Annotated in this window: 25 protein-coding genes and 1 riboswitch; of the genes, 12 read left to right on the top strand and 13 right to left on the bottom strand. The window is 71.1% G+C overall.

Features of this window, described 5'->3' with window-relative positions; all coding sequences use genetic code 11:
• Positions 1-141 precede the first annotated feature (141 nt).
• The 3 genes from Aple_RS19465 to Aple_RS19475 all read left to right on the top strand — a co-directional run bounded on the left by Aple_RS19465 (position 142) and on the right by Aple_RS19475 (position 4,000).
• Entirely contained in the window at positions 142-2,622 is a 2,481-nt protein-coding gene (locus Aple_RS19465; RefSeq protein WP_155346052.1) for a cation-translocating P-type ATPase, read from the top strand.
• A gap of 97 nt (positions 2,623-2,719) precedes the next feature.
• Positions 2,720-3,511, top strand: a complete 792-nt coding sequence (locus Aple_RS19470; RefSeq protein WP_155346053.1) for a hypothetical protein — start codon at positions 2,720-2,722, stop codon at positions 3,509-3,511.
• Between the two features lie 92 nt (positions 3,512-3,603).
• Positions 3,604-3,660: riboswitch (guanidine-III (ykkC-III) riboswitch) on the top strand.
• 16 nt (positions 3,661-3,676) lie between these two features.
• Entirely contained in the window at positions 3,677-4,000 is a 324-nt protein-coding gene (locus tag Aple_RS19475; protein ID WP_155346054.1) for a DMT family transporter, read from the top strand.
• Here the strand turns inward: Aple_RS19475 and Aple_RS19480 are convergent, their stop codons facing one another.
• The 13 genes from Aple_RS19480 to Aple_RS19540 form a co-directional block, all read right to left on the bottom strand.
• Positions 4,001-4,600, bottom strand: coding sequence for a hypothetical protein (locus tag Aple_RS19480; RefSeq protein ID WP_174889850.1), 600 nt, complete (start codon positions 4,598-4,600; stop codon positions 4,001-4,003).
• A 95-nt stretch (positions 4,601-4,695) separates the two neighbouring features.
• Positions 4,696-5,337, bottom strand: coding sequence for a M15 family metallopeptidase (locus tag Aple_RS19485; RefSeq protein WP_155346055.1), 642 nt, complete (start codon positions 5,335-5,337; stop codon positions 4,696-4,698).
• A gap of 156 nt (positions 5,338-5,493) precedes the next feature.
• Positions 5,494-8,496, bottom strand: coding sequence for an AfsR/SARP family transcriptional regulator (locus tag Aple_RS19490; protein ID WP_155346056.1), 3,003 nt, complete (start codon positions 8,494-8,496; stop codon positions 5,494-5,496).
• 99 nt (positions 8,497-8,595) lie between these two features.
• On the bottom strand, positions 8,596-9,447 hold the full coding sequence (locus Aple_RS19495; RefSeq protein WP_155346057.1) for an NAD(P)-dependent oxidoreductase: 852 nt from the start codon (positions 9,445-9,447) through the stop codon (positions 8,596-8,598).
• On the bottom strand, positions 9,444-9,839 hold the full coding sequence (gene pcaC, locus Aple_RS19500) for a 4-carboxymuconolactone decarboxylase (protein WP_155346058.1): 396 nt from the start codon (positions 9,837-9,839) through the stop codon (positions 9,444-9,446). Before pcaC ends, Aple_RS19495 begins: the two co-directional genes overlap by 4 nt.
• A complete protein-coding gene (locus Aple_RS19505; protein ID WP_155346059.1) occupies positions 9,836-10,225 on the bottom strand; it encodes a cupin domain-containing protein in 390 nt (129 codons plus the stop codon). Before Aple_RS19505 ends, pcaC begins: the two co-directional genes overlap by 4 nt.
• Entirely contained in the window at positions 10,222-11,103 is an 882-nt protein-coding gene (locus tag Aple_RS19510) for an NAD(P)-dependent oxidoreductase (RefSeq protein WP_155346060.1), read from the bottom strand. The genes Aple_RS19505 and Aple_RS19510 overlap by 4 nt, the downstream gene beginning before the upstream one ends.
• On the bottom strand, positions 11,100-11,942 hold the full coding sequence (locus tag Aple_RS19515; RefSeq protein ID WP_155346061.1) for an SDR family NAD(P)-dependent oxidoreductase: 843 nt from the start codon (positions 11,940-11,942) through the stop codon (positions 11,100-11,102). The genes Aple_RS19510 and Aple_RS19515 overlap by 4 nt, the downstream gene beginning before the upstream one ends.
• A gap of 32 nt (positions 11,943-11,974) precedes the next feature.
• The gene (locus Aple_RS19520; protein WP_155346062.1) at positions 11,975-12,748 is read right to left on the bottom strand and encodes an N-acyl homoserine lactonase family protein; all 774 of its coding nucleotides are present in this window, start codon (positions 12,746-12,748) and stop codon (positions 11,975-11,977) included.
• A gap of 4 nt (positions 12,749-12,752) precedes the next feature.
• On the bottom strand, positions 12,753-14,204 hold the full coding sequence (locus Aple_RS19525; protein ID WP_155346063.1) for a flavin-containing monooxygenase: 1,452 nt from the start codon (positions 14,202-14,204) through the stop codon (positions 12,753-12,755).
• The gene (locus Aple_RS19530) at positions 14,194-14,763 is read right to left on the bottom strand and encodes a carboxymuconolactone decarboxylase family protein (RefSeq protein WP_155346064.1); all 570 of its coding nucleotides are present in this window, start codon (positions 14,761-14,763) and stop codon (positions 14,194-14,196) included. The genes Aple_RS19525 and Aple_RS19530 overlap by 11 nt, the downstream gene beginning before the upstream one ends.
• Positions 14,763-15,674, bottom strand: a complete 912-nt coding sequence (locus Aple_RS19535; RefSeq protein ID WP_155346065.1) for a cupin domain-containing protein — start codon at positions 15,672-15,674, stop codon at positions 14,763-14,765. Before Aple_RS19535 ends, Aple_RS19530 begins: the two co-directional genes overlap by 1 nt.
• Positions 15,675-15,705: 31 nt before the next feature.
• Positions 15,706-16,470, bottom strand: a complete 765-nt coding sequence (locus Aple_RS19540) for an HpcH/HpaI aldolase family protein (protein ID WP_155346066.1) — start codon at positions 16,468-16,470, stop codon at positions 15,706-15,708.
• A 245-nt stretch (positions 16,471-16,715) separates the two neighbouring features.
• On the opposite strand from Aple_RS19540, the gene Aple_RS19545 reads away from it, so the two are divergent.
• The 9 genes from Aple_RS19545 to Aple_RS19585 all read left to right on the top strand — a co-directional run bounded on the left by Aple_RS19545 (position 16,716) and on the right by Aple_RS19585 (position 24,672).
• Complete coding sequence (locus tag Aple_RS19545; protein WP_170321562.1) at positions 16,716-17,483, top strand: IclR family transcriptional regulator; 768 nt, start codon at positions 16,716-16,718, stop codon at positions 17,481-17,483.
• Between the two features lie 84 nt (positions 17,484-17,567).
• Positions 17,568-18,620, top strand: a complete 1,053-nt coding sequence (locus tag Aple_RS19550; RefSeq protein ID WP_155346068.1) for an extracellular solute-binding protein — start codon at positions 17,568-17,570, stop codon at positions 18,618-18,620.
• Positions 18,621-18,623: 3 nt separating this feature from the next.
• The gene (locus Aple_RS19555; protein ID WP_155346069.1) at positions 18,624-19,523 is read left to right on the top strand and encodes an ABC transporter permease; all 900 of its coding nucleotides are present in this window, start codon (positions 18,624-18,626) and stop codon (positions 19,521-19,523) included.
• On the top strand, positions 19,520-20,305 hold the full coding sequence (locus Aple_RS19560) for an ABC transporter permease (RefSeq protein WP_155346070.1): 786 nt from the start codon (positions 19,520-19,522) through the stop codon (positions 20,303-20,305). The genes Aple_RS19555 and Aple_RS19560 overlap by 4 nt, the downstream gene beginning before the upstream one ends.
• Positions 20,302-21,390 carry an ABC transporter ATP-binding protein gene (locus Aple_RS19565; protein WP_155346071.1) on the top strand — a complete coding sequence of 363 codons (1,089 nt, stop codon included), beginning with the start codon at positions 20,302-20,304 and terminating at the stop codon, positions 21,388-21,390. Before Aple_RS19560 ends, Aple_RS19565 begins: the two co-directional genes overlap by 4 nt.
• Positions 21,387-22,316 (top strand): DUF6282 family protein, encoded by a 930-nt coding sequence (locus Aple_RS19570; RefSeq protein ID WP_218038414.1) that lies wholly within the window; start codon positions 21,387-21,389, stop codon positions 22,314-22,316. The genes Aple_RS19565 and Aple_RS19570 overlap by 4 nt, the downstream gene beginning before the upstream one ends.
• Entirely contained in the window at positions 22,313-23,092 is a 780-nt protein-coding gene (locus Aple_RS19575; protein WP_155346072.1) for an N-acyl homoserine lactonase family protein, read from the top strand. The genes Aple_RS19570 and Aple_RS19575 overlap by 4 nt, the downstream gene beginning before the upstream one ends.
• Positions 23,093-23,105: 13 nt before the next feature.
• On the top strand, positions 23,106-23,894 hold the full coding sequence (locus Aple_RS19580; protein ID WP_155346073.1) for an SDR family NAD(P)-dependent oxidoreductase: 789 nt from the start codon (positions 23,106-23,108) through the stop codon (positions 23,892-23,894).
• 16 nt (positions 23,895-23,910) lie between these two features.
• Positions 23,911-24,672 carry a carboxymuconolactone decarboxylase family protein gene (locus Aple_RS19585; RefSeq protein WP_155346074.1) on the top strand — a complete coding sequence of 254 codons (762 nt, stop codon included), beginning with the start codon at positions 23,911-23,913 and terminating at the stop codon, positions 24,670-24,672.
• Positions 24,673-24,678: the final 6 nt, after the last annotated feature.

The raw sequence follows: 24,678 nt of genomic DNA on the forward strand, positions 1-24,678 counted from the left end.
CCCCGACCGCCGGGACCAAAGCCCTCCTATGAGAACCCTTCGGCGGTGATTTCGGGACTTTCGCCAGGTGCCGCATCGCCGCCGGAGATCAGAACCTGGACGTGGGCGCCCCGACTTTCTTGGCTCGATCAAAGGACGTGTATGAGCACCCTTGTCGAAGGCCTGACATCGGCCGAGGCCGAGCATCGCCGCGCTACCTGTGGCCCCAACTTTGTGCCGATACGACGCGGCCGGCATCTTTGGGACCGCCTGTTCACCCAGCTGCGTGACCCGATGATCGTCCTGCTCCTGGCCGCGGGCGCGATCGCGCTGGCCATGCGGGACCTCGTGGACGCCCTGGTCATCGGCCTGGTGATCGCGGTCAACACCACGATCGGAGTGCTCCAGGAACTGCGCGCCGCCCGCGCGGTCGACGCCCTGGCCGACCTCGCCGCGCCCACGGCCCGGGTCCGGCGGGACGGCGCCGACCGGGTGATACCGGCCGCCGAGGTGGTGCCGGGGGATCTGATGATCCTCACGGCCGGTGACGTGGTGGCCGCCGACGCCGAGCTGGCCGAAGCGGTGCAGTTGCAGCTCGACGAGGCGGCGCTCACCGGCGAGTCGGTGCCCGTGGACAAGGCCGTGACCCTGGGCCCGGACGAGCGGCGGGTCTGGGCGGGCACGGTGGTCACGCACGGGCGCGGCGCCGCGACGGTGACCGGCACCGGGGCGGACAGCTCGCTGGGCCGGATCGCGGCGTCGCTGGCCGGTCAGCGCCCCCGCCCGACGCCGCTCCAGACGCGGCTGGCCCGCCTGGGCCGCCTGCTGGCGCTGAGCGTCCTGGCGGCCAGCGCGCTGGTGTTCGTCCTGGGCGTGCTCCGGGGCGAGCCGGTCCTGGAAATGCTGCTGGTCGGGGTCAGCCTGGCCGTGGCGGTCGTGCCGGAGTCGCTGCCCGCGGTGGTGACGCTGGCGCTGGCCCTGGGAGCGCGCCGGATGGCGCAGCGGTCGGCCGTGGTGCGCCGCCTGCCCGCCGTCGAGACGCTGGGCTCGGTGTCCGTACTCGCCGTGGACAAGACGGGCACCCTCACCGAGGGCCGGATGGTGGCCACGCGCGTCTGGACCGCCTCGGGAGCCGAATACGAGGTCACCGGCAGCGGGTACGCCCCGGTCGGCGAGATCAGGCCGGACCCCGATGACCTGTCCCCCCTGCTGCGGGCCGCGGTCCTGTGCAATGACGCCCATCTGGTGCCGCCCGGCCGGGACGGCGAGTGGAGCGCCGCCGGTGATCCGCTGGAGGCCGCCCTGCTGGCCCTGGCCGGAAAGGCCGGGATGGACCCGGCGGTGTGCCGGGGCGAGTACCCGCGAGTGTCGGAAGTGCCGTTCGACAGCTCCCGCAAGCGCATGACCACCGTTCACCGCACCCCCGCCGGCGGCTGGCTCGTAGCCTGCAAGGGCGCTCCCGATGTGATCGGGGACTCGGCGGCCGCCCTGGCCAAGGCGGCGGAACTGGCCGCGTCGGGGTACCGGGTGATCGCCGTGGCCGAAAACATGTCCGACACGCCGCCCACCACGGAGGGCGAGCTGCGGCTGCTGGGACTGGTGGCGATCACCGATCCGCCCCGGGCCGACGCCGCCGGGGCGGTCGCCGCCTGCATGCGGGCGGGCATCCAGCTCCGGCTCATCACGGGCGACCACCCGGCCGCCGCCAGGGCCGTCGCCGAGCGGGTCGGCATTCCGGCCGCGGGCGACCAGGTGGTCACCGGACCCGAACTCGCCGAGGGCGTGCCGGCGGATCGGCTCGCCGGGGCCCGCGTCTTCGCCCGTACGCTGCCGGAGCAGAAGCTGGACATCGTCCAGGCCCTGCAGCGGGACGGTCACGTGGTGGCGATGACCGGCGACGGCGTGAACGACGGGCCGGCGCTGCGCCGCGCGGACATCGGGGTGGCCATGGGCCGCGGCGGCACCGAGGTGGCCCGGCAGGCCGCCGACCTGGTGCTCACCGACGACAACCTGCGGACCGTGGTGTCGGCGGTCGAGGAGGGCCGCCGCATCTACGCCAACATCCGCCGCTTCCTGCGGTACGGGCTCAGCGGCGGCCTCGCCGAGCTGCTCGTCATGCTCGCCATGCCGTTCTTCGGCCCGGCCGTGGCGCTGCAGCCCGCGCAGATCCTCTGGATCAACATGCTCACCCACGGCCTGCCCGGTGTCGCCATGGGAGCGGAACCGGCCGATCCGGAGGCCATGGGCCGCCCGCCCCGCCCGCTGCGGCAGTCCATCCTCGGCGGCCTGCTCGCGCCGATCGCGGGGACCGGCGCCGCCATCGCGGCCATCGCGGTCGGGCTCGGCGCGTGGGCGTGGGCGACCGGCCGCCCCTGGCAGACCATGATCTTCATCACGCTCGGGCTCGCGCAGCTCGGCGTCGCCCTGGCCGTGCGCGCTCCGGTGCCCGCCGACCACCGGCGGCGCAACCGTTTCCTCGACCTGGCCGTCGTGACGGCGCTGATCTTCCAGGTCGCCCCTATGTACCTGGAGCCGATGCGGCAGCTCCTGCGCATCGAGCCGCTCGGCGCGGGTGAACTGCTGCTCGCCTGCGGTCTGGCGGTGATCCCGGGCCTGGTGCTGGCGGCGACCCGCCGCCGGTGATGTGTGTCCTTTGACCAACAGCGGAACTCCCCGCTCAAGCCGGGGCGTACCGGGTGGGTGAAAAGACCGAACCCACTATCACGATCAAGGACATGAGATGCGTACCACCCTGAAGAAGAACCTGGCCCGGACGTCGCTGCTGGCCTTCGCGTCCGCCACGCTGGCCGCCTCCCTTGCCGCCCCCAGCCATGCCGCCTCCACCGGCACGGTCGGCCTCAGCAACGGGAAGATCACCTACACCGCGGGTGTCGGCGGGATCAACAGCGCGTCCATCACCGTCTTCAACGGCAAGATCACCGTTTTCGACACCGAGCCGCTCACCGCGCTCCCCGGGTGCGAGAAGCTCACCCCGCGTGCGGCGACCTGCGGGACGTCGGCCGGCGAATTCGCCGCCAACCTCGGTGACATGAACGACTCCTTCAGCGTCGGAGTGTCGTTCAAGGGCACCGTCAACGGGGGAGACGGCAACGACAACCTCATCGCCGGCAGCACCTCGCCGACCGGCCGGGCGATCACCTGGATCGGCGGCACCGGCACCGACACCGTCTCCTACCGGAGTAGCGACCTGTCGGTGCGGGTGAGCCTGGACAACAGGGCCAACGACGGCCGCAACATCGACTCCGACAACGTCCGCGACGACGTGGAGAACATCGTCGGCTCCGCCCTCGGCGGCGACTTCCTGATCGGCAGCGACGGCAACAACCGGATCGAGGACGCCGGCGGCTCCGGCGACAAGCTGTTCGGCCTCGGCGGCAAGGACCAGCTCTTCGCCAAGGACCAGGCCAAGGACAGCGACCTGGACTGCGGCCCGGGCGTCGACGAGATCGTCATCGACAAGGCCGGCCTCGACCCCGAGCCTGTCTCCTGCGAGACCATCGAGAGGTTCTAACCACCCACGGCGCCTCACCCCTCCGGGTGGGGCGCCGTGAGGCGGCGGGAATTCGCCCGAGACCGCCGCCGTTGTCACCTATGCGGACCCACGACCAGGGCCCGCCCGGACGAGACGCGCCGTACCCGGCCTGCCAAAGACGACGCTCCTGAGGAAGGAGCCGTCATGGCTTGGCTCATGGTCATCGCCGCAGGTCTGTTCGAGGTCGTCATGGCCTACTCACTCAAACTCAGCGACGGATTCTCCGCACCGCTCCCGACCATCGCCTTCATCGCCTCCGCCGCCATCAGCTTCAGCCTCCTCGCCCTCGCCCTCAAGACCCTCGACGTCGGTACGGGCTACGCCGTCTGGACGGGAATCGGCGCCATCGGCACCGCCACCCTGGGCATGATCTTCCTGGGCGAGAACGCTTCCGCCATCAAGATCGCCTCGATCCTCCTCATCCTCTGCGGCGTCATCGGCCTCAACCTGGCGGGCGGCGGCCACTGATCAGCCGGGATACTTGTGCACCGGGTCCGAGAAGCCGCTGATCGAGGTCCAGGTGAGTGTGCTGCGCCCGGCTCGGAAGGTGGCTTTTCTGCCTCTGTCGGTGATTGTGGCGCGTTTCCAGCCGTCGAAGTTTTTGGTGAGGTGGTGATCCCATTTGCGTAGGTCGCCTACGGCCACCGCCGCGATGGACTCCGTTGGGGGTTCGCCGTCCGAGCAGTAGACGCCGAAGTCCGCGATCGCGGTGACCGTGTCGCCGCTGGACTGGAGCGTGATTCCCTGGCAGGCGTCGGTCTTGGTGCGGTAGATCAGGTGGGGTGTGGTCCATCCGCCGACTTGCGTGTGCTGTTCGTAGAGTCCTTTGCCGCGCCGGTAGTGCATCGCCACCTGGCGGCCGTCCGCGAGTGTTAGTTTCGCCTCGTACCAGCTGGAATCCGGCCCCTGATAATCGCTTCCACGGGGTTCGGTGTTCTTGGGGGTTTCTTGCGGGGCGGGTGACGAGGGAGTGACGGTCGCCTGGGTGGCCGGCTGTTCCTGGGCGCATGCCGCCACGGTTGAGAGCATGGTCATCCAGGTCAGCAGCCGTATTCCCGCTGTGCGCACGCATCTCCCAGTGATCTTTTTTAAGGTGTTTCTAGGTTAACAATGCGATGGGGGCTGTCGTGGACGGGTGTTCACGGTAGCCCCCACGGCGGTCGTCAGGAGGCGGGTAGTGTCGTCGGGCCGTATCGGGCGACTGATGCGCCGGTGACGCAGGCCCAGTAGCGGTCGCCGTAGGACCAGTGCCACCACTCGGTGGGGTAGTTGACCAGGCCGACCGCGGACAGGGCGTCGCTGAGGACGCGGCGGTGTCGCCTGGCCTCGGCGGGGATCGCGACGCTGTCGGTGTGGCAGGCCTCGGTGTCGGTGTCGTTGACCTCCGTGCCCAGCCAGAGCTCGTTGCCGTCCGTGTCGCACAAGGTCAGATCGACGGCGGCGCCGGCCACGTGCGGGGCGACCTCGGGTGGGGAGATGTAGCGGCTGGCCCGCTGGCGATACCACGCGTCGTCCTGGCCCGGGTGGACGATCCGGAGCCGGGCGACGTGCTCGTCGAAATACCGGGCTTGCAGTTCCACTGGCCGGAAACCTTCGATGATCAGGAAATACAGTCCAGGTGGCAGCAGGGTCTGCGCGGTGACCAGGCGGTCCACGACGCTGACGCGGAGATGGGCGTAGGAGGCCCCCGTGTCGGCCATGCGCGGATCGAGGCGCAGGGCCTGGACGGTGTGGAGATCGATCAGTACCTCGCCAGACTCCTCTATCGGCATTCGGCTGATCACGGGATCGGAGAGCACGATCATTTCTTGTCCTTCGAATTGAGTCTGGATAGCGCTGTAGGCCGCCCGGTCGGAGACCGGACGGCCATTCGGAGTCACCCGGGGGAGTGTCTTCCTGCTGACACCAGAAGGTTCGAATGAGGCGCTGAAACTTCGCTGAAATTCGTGGTGGGCGGGCTTTCAGAACGTGGCCGCGCCACCGGTGAGCTCGCCGTACTCGCGGGCGCCTTGGTCGCGGAAGACCTTGAGCGCCCGGTTCAGGATCTCCGCCGCCCGCCCGGATTCGCCGCGGGCCTCGTGCAGCAGCGCGAGGTCGCGTTCGGTGCGGGCGCGCCAGAGCGGGGCGTCCATGTCCTGCCACACCTCCATCGCCGCGGTCAGGCAGGCGGCCGCGTCCCGCAGGTGGCCGTCGGCCAGGTGGAGCTCGCCCAGGGTGCGCAGGGTCACCCCCAGACCCCAGCGGTCACCCATCGCCTGGCAGGTGGACAGCACCCCTTCCAGCGGGGCCAGGGCCTGTTCGGTCCGGCCCAGGCGCAGCTGTGCCTTGGCCCACGCGCGGACCGAATACGCCTCCATCAGCTTGTCGCCGAGCCGGGCGAAGATGGCCCTCGCGGCTTCGGCGGTCTCGATCGCCGGGGCGTACTGGCCGGTCGCCCGGTGAAACAGGCTCATGGTGCGCAAGGTCACGCCCTCGCCGCGGCGGCTGCCGGCGCGGCGGTAGGCGGCCAGGGATTCCTCCAGGCCGGACCAGGCGGCGGGATAGTCACCGCGCTCCAGCCGGACCGAAGCCGCCAAGCGCCGCGAGTAGGCGATCCCGGCGTCATCGCCGAGCTCATCGAGCAGCGCGCCGGCCTCATCCAGGAAGTGCAGCGCCTCTACCAGGCGGCCCGCCTCCCGGCAGATTACGCCGAGCCCGGACAGCGCCACGGCCTGGCCTCGCGCGTCGCCGAGTTCGCGGAAGGCGCCGAGCGCCTCGTCGAGGACCCGGCGCGCCTCCGGGAAATGATCCTGGTCGTAGCGCAGGTGTCCCAGCTCGGCCAGCATGGTCGCCTCGCCGTACCGGTCGCCGGCGCGGCGGGCCGCGGCCAGCGCGGCCTGGTTGATCCGCTCCCGGGACTCGAACCTGTTGACGCCCAGGAACGACGGTCCCAGCCGGGCCGAGGTGAACTGGCAGACCAGGTCGTGCAGGCCCAGCGCGGCGGCCCGCTCCAGGCCGACGACCAGCGCGGGCTGTTCGATGTCGAACCAGTCATGCGGGGCCGCCAGCACCCGCGCGGCCAGCTCGGCGGAGACCGGGGAGGCCGCCGGGGCGGGGCGCGGCCGGGCGATCTCGTAGGACGGAGCGTCTCCGGCCATCTGGTCGGCCAGGGTCAGCCAGCCGCCGAGCACCCGGCCCACGGCCGCCGCCAGCGCCTGCGCCGGTTCCTCCGCCTCGGCCCGCTCCCGCCCGTAGATCCGCACCAGGTCGTGCACGCGGAACCGGGGCGTGCCCAGGTCGTCGACCCGGCTGAAGTCCACCAGCTGCGCGTCGACCAGCCGCTCCACCAGGTCCTCCGCCACCTTCTCGGGGGTGCCGGTCAGCCAGGCGAGGACCCACGAGGCGAATTCCGGCACTCCCAGATGGCCCAGCCGCCGCAGCGCCTGGCGCGCGTCGGCGTCCAGCCCCCGGTAGCTGAGTTCGAAACCGGCCCGCACCTCCAGGTCGGCGATCGCCAGCTCGTCCAAACGGCGCCGCTCGTCGGTCAGCCGGTCGGCCAGCAGCCGCAGCGGCCAGCGCTGGCGGGTGGCCAGCCGGGCCCCGGCGATCCTGATCGCCAGCGGCAGCCGCCCGCACAGTTCGGCGATCTCGCGGGCCACCGGTTCCTCCGCGCCCACCCGGTCGGCCCCGACGATCCGTACCAGCAGCTCGACCGCCTCATCGGGGTCGAGCACATCCAGGTCGGTACGGCGCACGCCCGCAAGACCGCCCAGCCGGTTGCGCGAGGTGACCAGCACGGCGCAGCCGCCGCCGCCCAGCAGCAGCGGCCGCACCTGCCGCTCGTCGGCGGCGTCGTCCAGCAGCACCAGCACCCGGCGCCCCGCCAGCAGGCGGCGATAGAGCTCGGCCCGCTCCGCGGTGGCGGCCGGGACGGCGGCCGGCTCCACGCCGAGCGCCTTGAGGAACAGCCCCAGCACCTCGCCCGCCTCGGCGGGGGTCTCGCTCAGCCCGCGCAGCTCGGCGTAGAGCTGCCCGTCGGGAAACGCCGTCGCCACCTGGTGGGCGACATGCGCGGCCAGGGCTGACTTGCCGCTGCCGCCGCGCCCCGCGATGACCTGGACGACGGAGGGTCCCGTCGTCAGCGCCGCGACCAGGGCGGAGGTCTGGAGCACGCGGCCGGTGAAGTCCGCGGGCGCCAGCGGCAGCTGGGCCGGCACGACGCGGGCCGCCTCGCCGGACGGCGACGCCAGCAGGACGGGGTCACCGCGCAGGATCGCGTGGTAGAGGGAGGCCAGCTCCGGTCCCGGGTCCACGCCGAGCTCCTCGACCAGCACCTGGCGGCCTTCCCGGAAGCTGGCCAGGGCGTCGGACTGGCGGCCGAGCCGGTACAGCGCGGTCATGTACTGCCCGCGTAACCGTTCGTCGGCGGGATGGCGGCCGACCAGCGCGGCCAGCTCGGCCACCAGCTGGCCGTGCCGGCCCAGCGCCAGCTCGGCGGCCATGCGCTCCTGCGTGGCGGTCAGTCGCAGCTGCTCCAGCCGGGTCACCTCTCCGGCCAGCAGCGAGGTGTGCGATCCCGCCAGGGCGGGCCCGCGCCACAGGGCCAGCGCGGCGCCGAGCAGGTCGGCGGTCTCCTGCGGCGTGGACGCCTCCCGGGCCTGGGCGAGCAGCTGGTCGAAGCGGTCCACGTCCAGCGATCCGGCGGGGATCTGGGCCAGGTAGCCGGGCGCGCGGGTGACGATCACATCCGCGACGCCGTGCCGGGCCAGCGCCTGCCGCAGCGTCTTGACGTAGGTCTGGATCGCCGCCTTGGCGGTCTCCGGCGGATCGTCCGGCCAGATGATGTCGATCAGCCGGGCGGTCGGCACGATGTGCCCGTGCTCCAGCAGCAGCGCCGCCAGCAGCGTCTGGGGTTTGGCTCCGCCGAGCGGAACCGCCACCCCGGCGGCGCTCACCTCTATCGGCCCGAGCAGCCGGAACTCCACTCCCGATCACCTCAGCTCCTGGTCTAAAGCCGGGAAGGGTCGGGCTGATCATCCCGCAGGAGGGTATAGGCGAGGTATACGTCCTGGAAAATAGGCGTTTTACTCCTGGAGCCACCGGACGATCTCGGTGTGGTCGGCGGCGGGCGGCAGGTGCTCGGCCGCGTCCGACCACAGGTCGGCGCAGGCGCGGCCGAGGCGCGGCGCGACGCCGGTGGCCTCGGCGAGTTCCACCGCGATGCGCATGTCCTTGAGCATCAGCCGCAGCCCGAAGCCCGAGTCGAAGGTGCCGGGCAGGACGAAGTTCGGCCATTTGTTCTCGGTCGAGCCGCTGCGCCCGCTGGAGCCGTTCACGGCCGCCAGCATGGTCTCCGGGTCGAGGCCGAAACGCTGCCCGGCCAGCAGCGCCTCGGCGGTGATGAGCAGGTGGGTGGCGGACATCAGGTTGTTCAGCGCCTTCAGCGCGTGCCCGGCCCCCACCGGGCCGAGCCGGAGCACCCGGCCGCCCAGCGTCTCCAGGAGGGGGCGCACCCGGTCCAGGTCGTCCTGGTCGCCGCCGGTCATGATGGTGAGGGTGCCGTCGACCGCGCCTTTGACGCCGCCGGACACGGGCGCGTCGACCAGGCGCACCGCCCGCTCGGCGGCTCGGGCCGCCAGCGCGCGGGTGCGCAGCGGCTGCGAGGAGCCCATGTCGATCAGCACGGTGCCGGGCGCGAGGGCGGCGAGCAGGCCCGCTCCGTCCAGCACCGCCTCCACCGCGTCGGAGTCGGGCAACATCAGCACCACCGCTTCGGCGCCCTCGGCCACCGCCGTGACGTCCTCCGTCACGTCGATGCCCTCGGGGATGGTTTGGCGGCTTATGTCGTACGCCCTGACGCGATACCCGGCCGCGACCAGCCTGGCCGCCATCGGCAAGCCCATCTTGCCCAGCCCCACGAAACCGACCACGGTCACGAGATCGTCACCCCCTGCTCGCGCAGCTCCGCGAGCGTCCGCTCCGCGATCCGGAACGACTCCAGCGCCGCGGGCACGCCCGCGTAGACGGCGGCCTGCAGCAGGACCTCCTGAATCTCCGACTCGGTGACGCCGTTGGCGACCGCGCCGCGCACGTGCACGGCGAACTCGTGCCCCCGGTTGAGCGTGGTCAGCATGGCGAGGTTCAGCAGGCTGCGGGTGCGCCGGTCGAGGCCCTCCCGAGTCCAGATCTCTCCCCAGCAGTATTCGGTGACCAGCTCCTGCACCGGGCGGCTGAAGTCGCTCACCGCCGCCAGCGAGCGCTCGACGTGCTCGGCGCCCAGCACCTTCTTGCGCATCTCCAGACCGGCTTCGAAACGTTCGGTGCTCATCGGGACTCCTCCGGGTATTCCTCGTCACGGACCTGCTCGTACCAGCGGGTGGGGCCGATGGAGATGGCGGTGTGGGTCATCAGGGTGGTCTTGGTCGCGCCGTGCCAGTGGCGCTCGCCCGGCGGGACCCAGACGGTGTCGCCGGGCAGCAGCGCGCGGGGCCGCTCCCCTTCGGCGCACACCCAACCCTGCCCGGCGAGGACCTGCAGGATCTGCCCGTCGGTGTGCTCGTGCCAGTTGGTACGGGCCCCCGGGGTGAACGTCACGACGTTGATGGTGGTGCCGTCCGTCGTCGGCAGGACCGAGTCGGCCCAGACCGTGCCCACGAAGGTGTCGGACTTGAGGACGGACGCCGTGCCCTCGGCGTGGCCGCGCACGATTCTCATGATTGATCCCCTTCGTGCAGGCGTACCCCGCCCGCGATGTCGCCGATCGCGTCCACCACGCGGTTGCTGATCTGGTCGGCGTACCCCAGGTTGGCCGCGAGGCCGAAGCTCGCCAGCGGTCCCGCGGCGTTCAGCGACGGCACGCCGAGGCCGCGCAGGTGGTCGACGTAGAGGACCAGGTCCTTGGTCATCAGGGTGGTGGTGAGCCCGCCCTCCAGGTAGTCGCCCTCGACGATGTGCGGGAAGCGGTTGGCGACGGCCCAGTTCGCGCCGCTGGAGGAGTTCAGCACCTCCAGCAGCGTGCGCAGGTCAAGACCGGCCTTGCGGCCCGCCACCATGACCTCGCTGGTGGCGGCCAGGCTGACGGCGTTCAGGAAGTTGTTCAGCAGCTTGGCCGAGTGGCCCGCGCCGGAAGGACCCAGATGGAAGACCTTCGCGGCGAACGGCGCCAGCGTGGGACGCACCCGGTCCAGGGCCTGTTCCTCGCCGCCGACCATGAGGGTCAGGGTGCCCTTCTCCGCCGCGGCCGCGCCGCCGGAGACACCGGCGTCGAGGTAGGCGGCGTCGCGGGCGGCCAGCGCGGCGGCGACGCGCCGGGTCGAGTCGGGGGCCGCGGTGCTGAGGTCCACGACGATCTGGCCGGGCCTGGCGTGGGCGAGCACGCCGTCCTCGCCGAGCATGACAGCTTCCACTACCCGGCTGTCGGGCAGGGAGAGCAGCACCTGGTCGCTTTCCCGCGTCACCTCGGCGACGTCGGCGGCGGGGGTCGTGCCCGCCGCGCCCGCCACCGGGTCGTACCCCAGCACAGGATGGCCCGCATCGACCAGCCGCCGGGCGATCCGGCCGCCCATGTTCCCGAGCCCGATGAAGCCGATCATCGGGCCCGCCCCGCGATCACACGGGCGGCCGCGTCGACCGGCTCCGGATCCCAGGCGCCCGCCCCGCCGCCGGGGCGCACGGTGTTCACCCAGGCGGAGCCGCCGTCCACCGACAGCACCTCGCCGTTCACGTAGGAGGCGTCGTCGCTGAGCAGGTACGCGACGGCGGCGGCGACCTCTTCCGGAGTGCCGGTACGCCGCTGCGGCACGGTCGCGCCCCGCCGCAGCAGGTCGTCTCCCGCACCCGCGGCCCCGCCGGAGCCCGCGAACAGTCCGGTCGGCACCAGGCCGGGCGCGACGGCGTTCACCCGCACGCCCTGCGGCCCGCCGTACATGGCGGCGCCGCGCATCACGCCGAGCACCCCGTGCTTGGACGACTCGTACGGCAGCAGGTCATGACTGCCGCGCAGGCTCGCGATGGACGCCGTGATGACGATTGCGCCGCCGCTGCCCTGCGCCGCGTACTGCCGGAACGCGCCCCGCACGCCAAGGAAGACGCCGCGCAGATTGACCGCCACGACCCGGTCGAAGTCCTCGATCGCGATGTCGGGCAGCCGGTCGAAGGTGCCGACGACGCCCGCGTTCAGATGGTGCAGGTCCACGCGGCCGAACCGGTCCACGGCCGCGGCCAGGTAAGCCCCCGTGTCGTCCTCGCGCGACACATCGGCCCGCACCGCCAGCGCGGGACCGGGCAACTCCTCCGCGACCTGGCGGGCGGCCGGCTCGGCGATGTCGACGACGACCACCGACGCCCCCTCCGCCGACAGCCGCCGCGCCGTGGCCGCGCCGATGCCAGAACCGGCGCCGGTCACCACGGCGACAGCACCCTTGAATCTCACGCCTTGCTCCTTGCTGGTAGGGGGATCATGCGTCAGCCCACCCGGACCGCGAAGCCGGGATCGGCCCGATCCCAGGGGGTGAACCGGGTCAGCACCGCGGGGTCGTGGCCCGCGACCACGGCGCCGCCGAGCTCGCGGACGGTGTCGAAGCCCCGGTACATCCCCGTCAGGTTCGCGAAGACGGCGAACGGCCGGTCCAGGTCGAGCTCCTCGTAGTAGTGCACGGCGTCGGAGGCGAGCAGCACCTGCCCGTCCTCGCCGTCCACCAGCGCGATCAGCTGGCCGGGGGTGTGCCCGCCGACCTCGATCAGGTCGACGCCGGGGGCGGCCTGGTGCCGGTCGCGGATCCTGGTCACCCGCCCGGCGGCGTCGAGCCGGGTCAGCGTGTCGATGTCGGCGGCTTCGACGGCGTGCGCGAACTGCGTTCGGCGCGCGTATGGGCCGGTCCAGAACGCCAGCTCCCGGTCGCTGATCACGATCTCGGCACGCGGGAACAGGCCGACGTGACCGGTGTGGTCGTAGTGGCCGTGCGTGACGATCACGGTGCCGACGTCGGCGGGTTCCACGCTCAGCCGGGCGAGCGCCTCGGGCAGGGCGCACAGCGTGGTCCGGCCGCGCGCGTCGCCGACCTCGGGCGTGAAGCCGGTGTCCACCAGGATGGTCCGGCCGTTGCCGCGCAGCAGCCAGAAGTAATAGTCCATCCTGACGTCCCGGTCGGGTTCGCCGTAGGTCGTGTGGTTCGCGTACAGGTCGCTGGCCCGCGTTTCCCGGGTCGCGTAGCGGATTGCGAGCACCTCGTAGCTCATGGCATCACCGGTAGATGAGCGCGGACCGCGGCCGGGTCCGGCACAGCAGGTAGTAGACGAAGTGGGTGCGGGGCCACTGGGTGACGTTCGCGCCCGACGGCGAGTGGTAGTAGTTGTGGCAGCCGGCGTCCATCGCCGAGGCGTGCTTGGCCAGCTGCCGGTCCACCCAGCGCACATGCTGTTCCAGGGCGCTCGGACGGGTGTCGACACGTTGCACGCGTTTGCGCAGCACGGTGCGGATCGCGCGCACCGCCACCTCGGCCTGCCGTTCCAACTGGGCGATGATGGAGAAGCCGCCGTTGGTGTTCGGGCCGTACAGGATGAAGAAGTTGGGGAAGCCCGGCACGGTGACACCGAGGAACGCGCGCGGGCGGTCGCCCCAGAAATCCTGGATGTCCGTACCCTCGCGGCCGGTCACCGTGAACTGGGACAGGAAGCGGGTCGGCTGGAAGCCGGTGCTCAGGATGAGCACGTCGGCCTCATGCTCGACGCCGAGCTCGTCGACGACGCCCTTGGGGGTGACCTCCTTGATCGCCTGGGGGACCAGTTCGACGTTCGGGCGGTTGAGGGCGGGATAGAAGCCACTGGCGAAGATCGGGCGCTTGCAGCCCCACGGGTAGGAGGGCGTCACCGCCGCGCGCACGGCCGGGTCGTCGATGGCGGTGGCGATGTAGTCCAGGCACAGGTCCCGCATCCGGCGCTGCTCGCGCCCGCCCAGGTCGTACGCCTTGAAGCGGCGCCCCGACTGCAGGAAGAGCTTCAACCGGTAGAGCCTGCGCAGCGCGGGGAACCGCCGGAAACGGGCACGTTCGGCGGGCGTGAAGGCCCGCTCGCCCTTGGGCTCCACCCAGCCGGGTTCGCGCTGGAACACCTGTAACCGCTCGACCTGCGGCGCGATGGCCGGCACGATCTGCACCGCGGTCGAGCCGGTGCCGACGACGGCCACCCGCTTGCCGGTGAGATCCACCTCCTCGTCCCACCGGGAGGTGTGAAAGCTGACCCCCTCGAAGGTGTCCATGCCCGGCCACGCCGGATAACGCGGGACGTTCAGCAGGCCGACCGCGCTGATGACGAAACGGTAGGCCTCCTCCGCGCCGTCGCTGGTGCGCACCCGGTAACAGCCGCCCGTCTCCTCCCAGGTCACCGACTCGACCCGGACGCCGAAACGGAAACGCGGGCGCAGCCCGAACTGTTCCACCACCGACTCGGCGTAGTCACGCAGCTCCGGCTGGGTGGCGTGGGTGCGCGGCCAGTCGCGCGGGGCGAAGGAGAAGGAGTAGGCGTGGGAGGGGATGTCCACCTCGCAGCCGGGGTAACGGTTGTCCCACCAGGTGCCGCCGGGGGCCGGCGACTGCTCGAAGACGATGAAGTCGTCGATTCCGGCCTTGCGCAGTTTGACCGCCGCGGCGATGCCCCCGAAGCCGCCGCCGATGATCGCGATCGTGTTACCGGGCATGAGGCGGTTCGACGCCGAAGACGGCGAGCTGCGTGGCCGTGAGCTGGTACCAGCCGACGAGCACGGTGATCTCGAAGAGGCCCTGGGCCCCGAGCACGGCGACCGCCTGCTCGTAGGCGTCGTCGCCGAGGTCGCCGGAGTCGATCAGGGCCCGGGTGACCGTGTACGCGACCTGCTCCCGCTCGTCCGTCAGGCCGGGGTCACGGCCCGCGCACAGGTCCTCGAGCTCGGTCTCGGACAGGCCAGCGCCGGGCGCGGTGAGGCGGTGGGCGTATAGCTCGTACGGGCTGTCGCGGTGCTGGGCGACCTGCAGTGTGACGATCTCCCGGATCCGGTGGCTGACCGAAAGGTCGAACCGGATGGCCCCGCCAAGCAGCTCGAACGCCTCCCCGATGGCCGGGCTGAGCAGCCACGCGTTGGTGGGCCCCAGCAGTCGGCCCTCATCGTCGACGATCGGATAGGGCGTCCTGCCGACACGCCGCCCGGTGGTCAGGCGTTCGTGGATCGCCCACTGCCGGGCGTTCAGCTCGCCGGTCTCGAAGAGCCTGAGCCTGCTCATCAGACCTCACCCGGCATCGGATAGTCGGCCGCGTTCAGCACCCAGCCGTCCATCTTCGAGAAGTCCATCCTGGGCGGGGAGAAGATGTCGATCAGATGATTGACGTCCTCGCCGACCGCCTGGCTGGTGTGCAGCGCCGGCGGCGGGATGATCGTGAGCGACGGGCTGCCGCACGGCTCGTGCTGGTCCTCGCGCCACTCGCTCAGGTCCGTGGTCCACGGCCAGCGCAGGTGGTGAATGTACTCTCCCTCCAGGAGCAGCGAGCACTGCTCGAAGTCGTCGTGCAGGTGCGGCGACATCCGCGTGGTGTCGCGCGGACCGACGCGCGGGTGGATGTAGTTCACCATGAACGTCGAGCACCGGAAGAGCCGGAACGGCGGCTCGGCCAGGCCGGGCACGTCCAGGTCGTAGGTGCGCAGGCGCGGGCCCCCGACCGGGTCCGGCCAGGCGACCAGGGGCCCGACGGTCGGATGCGGCTCGAGGTACGACTCGGCGTTGGCCGCCCTGGCCCACGCGGGCGCGGTACGCGCCGTGAAGATCGTGACCACCCGGCCCTCCCCGCTGAGCCGCACGGTGCCCGCCTGCGGGGGGACGAAGGTGAGCGTCCCGCCGGCGACCTTGGTGGCCTCCCCGTCGAGGGTGATCAGCGCCGTGGTGGAGGTGTCCGGCATCAGCACCGCGCACTCGTCGGCGCCTCCGGGCAGCGCGAACTCGACCTCGCCGGCCAGGTCGGTGTAGCCGATGACGAGGTGCTGGCTGCGGCCGTACCAGGTGTGGGACTCGCCCTCGGTGACGGCGGGGGGCAGCTCGTAGAACTTGACGTGGTCGGCGTCGGCGGCGGGACCGGCCGGCGTCGCGGTGGCGGTCGTTCCCGGCAGCGCGGAACGCGCGTCGCTCGGGTCGTAGGGCATGGGAACGTTCTCCTCTGATTGGGCGGGGGAGTCAGTGCAGGGGGAGCGGGCCGGTGGCGGCGCGGAGCTCGGCCGCCGCCCGGCCGAAGATGCTCGCGTCGTTGCTGATCATGACGAACGAGAAGCCGTCACGAGCCGCCTCCTGGGCGGCCGCCGCGTCGCGGGCCGCGACGCCGCACGGCAGGCCGCGGGCCTTCGCGCCCGCGAGCAGGCGGTCAACGTGGCGCCGCAGGCCGGGGTCGTCGGCCTTCAGGCCGGTGGAGAGCGTCAGGTCGCCCATGCCGAGGAAGACGCCGTTCAGGCCGGGGGTGTCGAGAATCTCCTCGACCTCCTCCAGCGCGCTCAGGTCTTCCAGCTGGGGGATGCGCAGGGTCTCCTCGTTACCGCGCCGGACGTACTCGGCGTTGCCGTCGAGCCCCCAGGCGCCCGCGCGGGAGGTGCTGCCGGAACCCCGGGTGCCGTGTGGCGGGAAGATCATGCCGCTCATCGCGCGCTCGGCGTCGGCCCTGCCGGTGACGTGCGGCACCAGGATGCCGTCGGCGCCGATGTCGAGCACGCGCTGCAGATGGCTGCCGCCCGCGTCGGGCACCCGGACCAGGGCGTGCACGCCGAGGCCCTGCGCCACGACGACGGCCCGGTAGGCCGACTCCAGGCTGATCGGGCTGTGCTCCATGTCGACCACGACGAAGTCGAAGCCCGCGCGGGCCAGCAGTTCGACGGTCTCCAGTGCCGGGATCTTGACCCAGGTGCCGACCAGGCACCGGTCGGCGCCGCGGAGCCGTTCGAGCATGCGCATGGAGGTCTCCTCGTCCGTGAGTTGGCTCCGCTATCCGGGATTTCCATCCTGCATAGCGGGATCTGGTTGACCGTAGGCATTTCGGGCGAACTGCGTCAAGAGGCCCTTTCATCACGGAAGTTGTTATGGATGAAATGTGCTGGAAACCTTGACGGACCCCGAAGACTGTGGCCTACAGTCCGGCGTATCGGATGAGTGGACGGCTGACCCCGTACTCCGGGACAGCACACGAGAGGACCCGCGCGGTGGCATCCCAAGAAGGGCTGGACATTCCCAGTGGCGACATCCAGGTGGTCGCGCGGGTGGTGCAGCTGCTGCGGCTGCTCGGCGAGGCCGGGAGCATCGACCTGGTCTCGGCGGCCCAGGAGCTGAGCGTCGGCAAGTCGACGGCCCACCGCTACCTGGCCTCCATGGAGAACCACGGCCTGCTGCAGCGCAGGAGCCGCAACCGCTACGAGTTTGGCACCCTGCTCGCCGAGCTCGGCACGATGGCGCTGTCCCGGCTCGGCGTGGTCAACCTGGCCCGGCCGGTGATGGAGCAGGTCAGCATCCGGGTCCGGCACACCGTCGTGCTCAGCATCTGGAACGGCCGCTGCCCGGTGGTGGCCCAGGTGCACGAGGACAGCAGCCGCACCGCGCACGTCGTCATCCGGGTCGGCAGCACGCTGCGGCCCGGGACCGCCCAGGACTGCGTGTTCCGTGCGTTCCAGGACGAGTCCTTCCACCGCCGCTACCGCGAAGGGCCGGTGGATCTCGCCCAGGATTCGGTCGGCGGTCTTGAGGAGGTGCGCAGGACCGGCGTGGCGATCCGGTCCAGCGGTTCGGAAGGCGTGCGCGCGGTCGCCGTGCCCGTCCGGGACGCCGACGGGATGGTCGTCGCCACCATGGCCGTGGTCGGCGTGACCTCACTGGTGCCGGAGGAGGACGACAGCGATGTCGTCATGGTCCTGCGTGACGGCTCGCGGGCGATCACCCAGGCGTTGCGGGCTTCGCTCGAAGTCGCGGGCGACTAATTCAGGTAAGCGGGTGGCGGGGGTGAACCCGGGATCCGGCGCGTCCTCGGAGCGCGGTGATCCATCACTCAGAAAGGCACATATATGAGGCACACACACCTACGCTCCCTGCTGATCACCGGTACGCTCCTCGCCGCCACGGCGGCCTGCGGGAGCGGCGGCACGTCCACGGCCGAGGAGAAGACCCTGACCTGGGCGAGCACCGGCGGGCAGTTCCAGGAGGACGAGAAGAAAGCCCTGCAGCAGCCGTTCACCGCCAAGACGGGCACCACGTTCGTCAACGTCAGCCCCGCCGACCCAGCCCAGGTCAAGGCCATGGTCGCGTCGGGCAAGACGCAGTGGGACCTGGCCAACATGAGCTGGATCTACGCGGGCGCGTACTGCGGCGAGCTGTACGAGAAACTCGACGACCCCGGCCTGGATCGCAGCAAGTTCCCCCCGGGCACCACCCACGACTGCTTCGTGCCCACCTACCGGTACGCGAACGTCTTCAGCTACAACGCCGACGACTACAAGGACGATCCCCCCACCAAGATCGATGACTTCTTCGACGTGAAGCGCTTCCCCGGCAAGCGCATCGTCCAGGACTACCCCAAGAACGGCCTGCTGGAAGCCGCCCTCGTCGCCGACGGGGTGCCGCCGGACAAGATCTACCCGCTGGACGTCGACCGGGCGTTCCGCAAGCTCGACACCATCAAGTCGTCACTGGTCTTCGCGCCCAGCTACGGCGCGGTCCAGCAGATGCTGGTGGACCGCCAGGGCTCCATGGTGATCACCGTGACCGCCCGCTCCATCGTCACCGCCCAGAGCGGCGCGAACCTGAAGGCGGTCTGGGACTTCACCACCACCGACATCGGCGCCCTGGTCATCCCCAAGGGCGCGCCGCACAAGGCCCTCGCCCAGCAGGGCCTCATCTTCGTCACCGAACCGGCCCAGGCCAAGGCGTACGCCGAGCTGACCGGCACCGCCCCCGCGCGCTCGGACGTGGACATCTCCACCATCGCCTACAGCGACATCCAGAAGGCCTTCAACGCCTTCCTGCCCGACCGCGGCCGGCTCCTGGAGCAGGACAAGCCGTGGTGGATCGAGAACACCGACGCCCTGGTGAAGCGCTGGACGAGCTGGAAGGTCAGCTAGCCGATGGCCGCCGACACCGCCGCGCCCCCAAAGCGCACGCTGTCACCCACCGGGCGGCGGCGGGTCGGGGGCCTGCTGCTCCTGCTGCCCGCCCTGGTCGCGCTGACGCTGTTCTTCGTGCTGCCGCTGCTCAGCATCGTCGTGGACAGCGTCACCGACCCCGAGCCCGGCCTGGGCAACTACGCCTCGCTCTTCACCGACGGCTACACCCTCCGGGTGCTGGGGCGCACGCTGCTGGTCGCGCTGGTGGTCACGGTGGCCGGGGTCCTGCTGGCCTATCCCTACGCGTACATGATGACCCTGGCCGGGCCTTCGGTGCGGGCCGTGATGGTCACGGTCGTGCTGGTGCCCTTCTGGACCAGCATGCTGGCGCGCAACTTCGCGTGGATGGTTCTGATGCAGGACGGCGGCGTGGTGCAGGGCGTCTTCGGCCTGGTCGGGCTGGGGGACATCACGCTGCTGGGCACCACCACGGCGGTGACCATCTCGATGACCCAGGTGCTGCTGCCCTTCATGGTGCTGCCGATGTTCAGCGTCATGCAGCAGATCGACCGGCGGCTGACGCTGGCCGGGCAGAGCCTGGGGGCGAGCCGCTTCTCCGCGTTCCGTAAGGTGTACTTCCCGCTCTCGCTGCCGGGGGTCGCCGCGGGGGCCTCACTGGTCTTCGTGCTGGCCCTCGGCTTCTACGTCACCCCCGCGCTGCTCGGCTCGCCGCAGAGTTCCATGATCGCGCAAGTGATCAGCGTACGCACCCGGGACCTGCTCGACTTCGGGGGCGGCGGCGCGATGGGCGTCTTCATGCTGGTCGTCACGCTCGCCGTCCTGGCCGCCAGCCGCCGGCTGTCCGGGCCAGGCGGCGCGGCCGGCGCGGCCCACGCGATCGTCGGGGGGAACGAACGATGACCGCCCGGCCCTGGTTGAAGATCGTCGCGGTGCTGGTCGGGCTCTTCCTGACCGTGCCCACGCTGGTCGTCATCCCGATGAGCTTCTCGTCGGCCAAGACCTTCAGGTTCCCGCCCGACGGCTGGTCCTTCGAGTGGTACGAGCGCCTGTTCACCTCGCCGGAATGGACCACCGCGATCGTGAACTCCCTCCAGGTGGGGGTGATCACGGCGGTGCTCGCCACCGTGCTCGGCACCGCCGCCGCGATCGGCGTGACCACGCTGGGCGAGCGCGCCAGGGGGCTCGCCACCGGCTTCCTGCTGTCGCCGATCATCATCCCCAACATCCTGATCGCCCTGGTGATCTTCACGACCTTTCTGCGGATCGGCCTGACCGGCAGCCTGTTCGGCATCGCGCTGGCGCACACCGCCCTGGCGCTGCCGTTCGTGGTGATCGCGGTGACGGCCCGGCTGCAGGGGATGGACCCGGCCCTGCGCAAGGCGGGCGGCAGCCTCGGCGCGCCCCCGTTCACGGTCTTCCGCAAGATCACCCTCCCGCTGGCCATGCCGGGCGTGCTCTCCGGCGCGGTGCTGGCCTTCATCAGCTCCTTCGACGAGGTCGTGATCTCGCTGTTCCTGCAGTCGCCCACGGCCATCACCCTCCCCGTCCAGATGTTCAACAGCGTGACCGTGCAGATCGACCCGACCATCTCGGCGGCGTCCAGCCTCATGGTCCTGGTGGTCAGCGTGCCCATCCTGCTCGCCCAGGTGATCGGCGCGCGCCGAGGAAGCAGAGGAAAATGACCACTCCCGCCCCCGGCCGGATCGAACTGACCGGCCTGTCCAAGCGGTACGGCTCAGGCCCGCTCGTCGTGGACGACGTGACCATGGACATCGCCTCCGGCGAGTTCGTCACCCTGCTGGGCCCCAGCGGTTCAGGCAAGACCACCACGCTCAACATGATCGCCGGGTTCACCGAGGTCAGCTCGGGCCGCATCCGGCTCGGCGGGCGCGACATCGCGCCGCTCCCGCCGCACAAGCGGGACTTCGGCATGGTCTTCCAGAACTACGCCCTGTTCCCGCACATGACGGTGACGCAGAACATCGCCTTCCCGCTGCGCGAGCGCAAGGTGCCCAAAGCCGAGATCGCGCGGCGGGTCGAGCAGGTGCTCGAGCTGGTGGACCTCAGCGGCATGGGCGGCCGCCGCCCCGACGAGCTGTCCGGCGGGCAGCAGCAGCGCGTCGCGCTGGCCAGGGCGGTCGTCTTCTCGCCCAGCGTGCTCCTGCTCGACGAGCCGCTCAGCGCGCTGGACCGCAAGCTCAGGCAGAGCCTCCAGCAGGAGATCAAGCGGCTGCACGAGGAGCTCAAGCTCACCTTCGTCTTCGTCACCCACGACCAGGACGAGGCCATGTCGCTCTCCGACCGCATCGCGGTCTTCAACAACGGCCGGGTCGAGCGGATCGGCACCCCCGCCGACCTCTACCGCAACCCCGGCACCCGGTTCGTGGCCCGCTTCCTGGGCGAGTCCAACCTCTTCGAGGGGCGGTCGCTGCCGGGCGGCGTCTACGAGTGGGGTGGCCACAAGTGGGCCGCCGACGGCACCGCGGGGGAGTACGACCTGGTCGTACGCCCCGAGCGGCTGCGCATCGCCACCACGCCGGGCGAGGTCCCCGCCGACGCCAACCAGGTGCCCGCCACCGTGGCCGGGCTCTACTTCCAGGGCACCCACCAGCGGGTGGAACTCGACTACGGCGAAGGCCCCGCGGGCTGCGCCGTGCTCCCGCCCGACGCCGTCGGCGCCGACCTGCGCCCCGGCAGCGGGGTGACCGCCTACTGGGACCCCGCCCACCAGGTCCTGGTGACCAGACCGAACGAGGAGAACGCATGACCCTGCTCGACCCCCAGCTGGACGGCGACAGGAACGACGCCGACCCGGAGGCCGACGCCCTGCTCGTGGGGGCCGTGGACCTGCACCAGCACCCCGGCCCCAGCCCTTTCCCGAGACGCATGACCATCCTCGACGCGGCACGCGACGCTGCCGCGGCAGGGTTCAAGGCCATCGTCGCCAAGTCACACCACCACAGCATGGTCACCGACATCCTGGCCCTCGGTCCGGCCGGGCTGGACGAGCTGCCCGTCGTCGTGCGCGGCGGCGTCGCGCTGAACAACTCCGTCGGCGGTCTCAATCCGTACGCGGTCGAGCTGGCCCTGCGCATGGGCGGCCGGGTGGTCTGGTTTCCCACCCTGTCGTCGGCCGCGCACATCGAGCACCACGCCGGGCACGACACCGGCTTCCCCACCCCGACCATGGCGCTTCGCCCCGACAAGGTGATCTCCATCCTCGGCGAGGACGGCGCGGTGCTGCCCGAGGTGCGCGACATCCTGTCGGTGATCGCGAGCGAGCGGGCCGTGCTGACCTGCGGCCACCTGGGCGTCGAGGAGACCAGCAAGCTGATCACGGCGGCCAAGCAGGAAGGGGTGGACCGCATCCTGGTGAACCACCCCTGTTTCGTGGTCGGCGCGTCCACCGAGCAGGCCGGGGAGTGGGCCCGCCAGGGCGCGCACATCGAGCACTGCCTGGTGATGTACTTCGGCCGCTCCGAGCGGCGCAGGGACCTCGCCGAACTGCTGGCGTTCATCAAGGCCGCGGGTCCCGAGCGGACCGTGCTGTCCTCCGACTCCGGCCAGAAGCACAACCCGCTCCCGGTCACGCTCTTCCGGCGGGGGGCCCGCGGCCTGCTCGACGCCGGCCTGCCCACCGGCGACATCCGCCGCATGCTCGGCGCGAACGCCGCGGGACTGCTCTTCCCATGACCGCCGCCTACGAGGTGCTCGCCATCCGGTACGCCACCCGTACCACCTCGCGCGCCGCCATGTTCCTCAACCACCACGTGTACGGCGAACCGGACACCCCCATCGACATGGACTTCTACTTCTGGGTGGCCAGAAACGAGGACCACACCGTCGTGATCGACACCGGCTACGGCGCGGCGGGCCGTACCGGACGGAAACGGCGCGCCGAACTCGCCGAGCCGATGGCCGCGCTGGCCGACCTGGGCGTGCTCCCCGAGAGCGCGCCGCAGGTCATCGCCACCCACGCGCACTACGACCACATCGGCAACCTCTCCGGCTTCCCCCACTCGGAGATCGTGATCGGCCGCGCCGAGTTCGACTTCTGGACCGGGCCGTACGCGCGGCGGCAGCAGTTCGCGTACACGACGGAGCCCACCGACCTGACCCACCTGCGCGAGATACGCGACCAGGGACGCGCCACGTTCGTGGACCGGCAAACGACCGTCGCCCCCGGCATCGAGGTGATCCCCGTCGGCGGGCACACCCCCGGCCAGCTCATCGTGCTCATCGCCACCGAAACCGGCCAGGCCGTCCTCACCTCCGACGCCGCCCACTACTACGAGGAGATCGAGCTGGACCGCCCGTTCACCTGGCTGACCGACCTGGAGGGCACCTACCGCGCCTACGAGCTGCTGCGCGAGCTGGCCGCCGAGCCAGGCCGCGTGCTCGTCGCGGGCCACGACCCGGACGTGATGCGCCGCTTCCCTTCGGACGGCCAGATCGCCCGCATCGCCTGAGAAGGAGCACGCCATGGGAAACCTCGCCGGAAAGGTCGCCGTCGTCACCGGCGGCGGCAGCGGGATAGGCGCCGCGAGCGCGCGGCGGCTCGCCCTGGAGGGGGCGCGCGTCGTCGTGGCCGACATCGACGGCGAGTCGGCGGCCAGGGTGGCGGCCGAGCTGCCGGGGGAGGCGGAACCGGTGGCCGCCGACGTCTCCACCGAGGAAGGCGTGGAGTCCTACATCCGCGCGGCCGTGGACCGCTTCGGCCGGATCGACCTGCACCACCTGAACGCCGGGGTGCTCGGCACGATGGCGCCCCTGCCCGACGTCGACCCCGCCGACTTCGACCACGTGATCGCGGTGAACCTGCGCGGCCCCTTCCTCGGCCTGCGCGCCGCCTTCCGCCGCTACCGCGAGCAGGACAGCGGCGGCGCCGTCGTCCTCACCGCGTCGATCTCCTCGCTGCGCGGCGCCGACGACCAGCTGCCGTACCAGACCTCCAAGCACGGCGTCCTCGGCCTGGTGCACGGCGCCGCCATGTACGGCGCTCCCCGGGGAATCCGGGTGAACGCCGTGGCCCCCGGACTGATCCCCACCGCCATCTTCGCCGGCAGGACCGACACCCTGGGGCGGCGCGGCGGCACCATCCCGATGCGGCGCCTCGGCACCGCCGACGAGATCGCCGGCGTCGTCGCCTTCCTGCTCGGCGACGACTCCTCGTACGTCACGGGAGAGGTCGTGTCCGCCGACGGCGGCGCGTTCATCGTCAACACGGTGGTCCGCTCCGGCGGCTCCGGCGCCTGGACACCACAGGACTGACAGAAAGAGGCACACGATGGCGCTCACGCCACGCCAGCAGGAGATCAAGGACGAGTTCACGCGGGTTCGGGGCACATGGGGGGACGCGTGGGAGAGCATCCTGCGGCTCGACCCCGGCTTCCTGGAGTCCTACCTACGCCTGTCGTCCGTGCCATGGCGCAGGGACATCCTGCCCCCCGTGGTCAAGGAGTTCATCTACATCGCCGCCGACGCCGCCGCCACCCACCTCTACACCCCCGGCATTCGCCAGCACATCCGCGCCGCCCTCTCCCACGGCGCCACCGCCGAGGAGATCATGGAAGTCCTGGAGCTGACCAGCACCCTAGGCATCCACGCCGCCAACATCGGCGTCCCCCTACTGCTGGAAGTCCTCGAGGAAGAAGGCCTGCGCACCGCCCCCACCCCCCTCGACGACCGCAGACAATCACTGAAGGCGTCCTTCACCGACCGCCGCGGCTACTGGCACACCTTCTGGGACGGCCTCCTGGAACTCGACCCCGACCTCTTCGAGGCCTACCTCGACTTCTCCAGCGTCCCCTGGACCACCGGCACCCTCCCCCCAAAGATCAAAGAATTCGTCTACATCGCCTTCGACGCCTCCGCCACCCACCTGTACGCCCCCGGCCTCAAACTCCACATCCGCAACGCCCTAGGCCACGGCGCCACCCCCGAAGAAATCATGGAAGTCCTGGCCATCGTCAGCGTCATCGGCATCCACGCCGCCACCGTCGCCGCCCCCATCCTCACCGAGGAACTCACCGCGTTCTTTGGGAGTTGACGGTGA

Source organism: Acrocarpospora pleiomorpha (genome assembly GCF_009687885.1).
Classification (GTDB): domain Bacteria; phylum Actinomycetota; class Actinomycetes; order Streptosporangiales; family Streptosporangiaceae; genus Acrocarpospora; species Acrocarpospora pleiomorpha.

Excerpts from the sequence above, each read along its gene's own strand:
- Aple_RS19465 (WP_155346052.1), top strand. The coding sequence starts at position 142 with ATGAGCACCCTTGTCGAAGGCCTGACATCGGCCGAGGCCGAGCATCGC.
- Aple_RS19470 (WP_155346053.1), top strand. The coding sequence starts at position 2,720 with ATGCGTACCACCCTGAAGAAGAACCTGGCCCGGACGTCGCTGCTGGCC.
- Aple_RS19475 (WP_155346054.1), top strand. The coding sequence starts at position 3,677 with ATGGCTTGGCTCATGGTCATCGCCGCAGGTCTGTTCGAGGTCGTCATG.
- Aple_RS19485 (WP_155346055.1), bottom strand. The coding sequence starts at position 5,337 with ATGATCGTGCTCTCCGATCCCGTGATCAGCCGAATGCCGATAGAGGAG.
- pcaC (WP_155346058.1), bottom strand. The coding sequence starts at position 9,839 with ATGAGCACCGAACGTTTCGAAGCCGGTCTGGAGATGCGCAAGAAGGTG.
- Aple_RS19505 (WP_155346059.1), bottom strand. The coding sequence starts at position 10,225 with ATGAGAATCGTGCGCGGCCACGCCGAGGGCACGGCGTCCGTCCTCAAG.
- Aple_RS19510 (WP_155346060.1), bottom strand. The coding sequence starts at position 11,103 with ATGATCGGCTTCATCGGGCTCGGGAACATGGGCGGCCGGATCGCCCGG.
- Aple_RS19520 (WP_155346062.1), bottom strand. The coding sequence starts at position 12,748 with ATGAGCTACGAGGTGCTCGCAATCCGCTACGCGACCCGGGAAACGCGG.
- Aple_RS19525 (WP_155346063.1), bottom strand. The coding sequence starts at position 14,204 with ATGCCCGGTAACACGATCGCGATCATCGGCGGCGGCTTCGGGGGCATC.
- Aple_RS19530 (WP_155346064.1), bottom strand. The coding sequence starts at position 14,763 with ATGAGCAGGCTCAGGCTCTTCGAGACCGGCGAGCTGAACGCCCGGCAG.
- Aple_RS19535 (WP_155346065.1), bottom strand. The coding sequence starts at position 15,674 with ATGCCCTACGACCCGAGCGACGCGCGTTCCGCGCTGCCGGGAACGACC.
- Aple_RS19540 (WP_155346066.1), bottom strand. The coding sequence starts at position 16,470 with ATGCGCATGCTCGAACGGCTCCGCGGCGCCGACCGGTGCCTGGTCGGC.
- Aple_RS19550 (WP_155346068.1), top strand. The coding sequence starts at position 17,568 with ATGAGGCACACACACCTACGCTCCCTGCTGATCACCGGTACGCTCCTC.
- Aple_RS19555 (WP_155346069.1), top strand. The coding sequence starts at position 18,624 with ATGGCCGCCGACACCGCCGCGCCCCCAAAGCGCACGCTGTCACCCACC.
- Aple_RS19560 (WP_155346070.1), top strand. The coding sequence starts at position 19,520 with ATGACCGCCCGGCCCTGGTTGAAGATCGTCGCGGTGCTGGTCGGGCTC.
- Aple_RS19565 (WP_155346071.1), top strand. The coding sequence starts at position 20,302 with ATGACCACTCCCGCCCCCGGCCGGATCGAACTGACCGGCCTGTCCAAG.
- Aple_RS19570 (WP_218038414.1), top strand. The coding sequence starts at position 21,387 with ATGACCCTGCTCGACCCCCAGCTGGACGGCGACAGGAACGACGCCGAC.
- Aple_RS19575 (WP_155346072.1), top strand. The coding sequence starts at position 22,313 with ATGACCGCCGCCTACGAGGTGCTCGCCATCCGGTACGCCACCCGTACC.
- Aple_RS19580 (WP_155346073.1), top strand. The coding sequence starts at position 23,106 with ATGGGAAACCTCGCCGGAAAGGTCGCCGTCGTCACCGGCGGCGGCAGC.
- Aple_RS19585 (WP_155346074.1), top strand. The coding sequence starts at position 23,911 with ATGGCGCTCACGCCACGCCAGCAGGAGATCAAGGACGAGTTCACGCGG.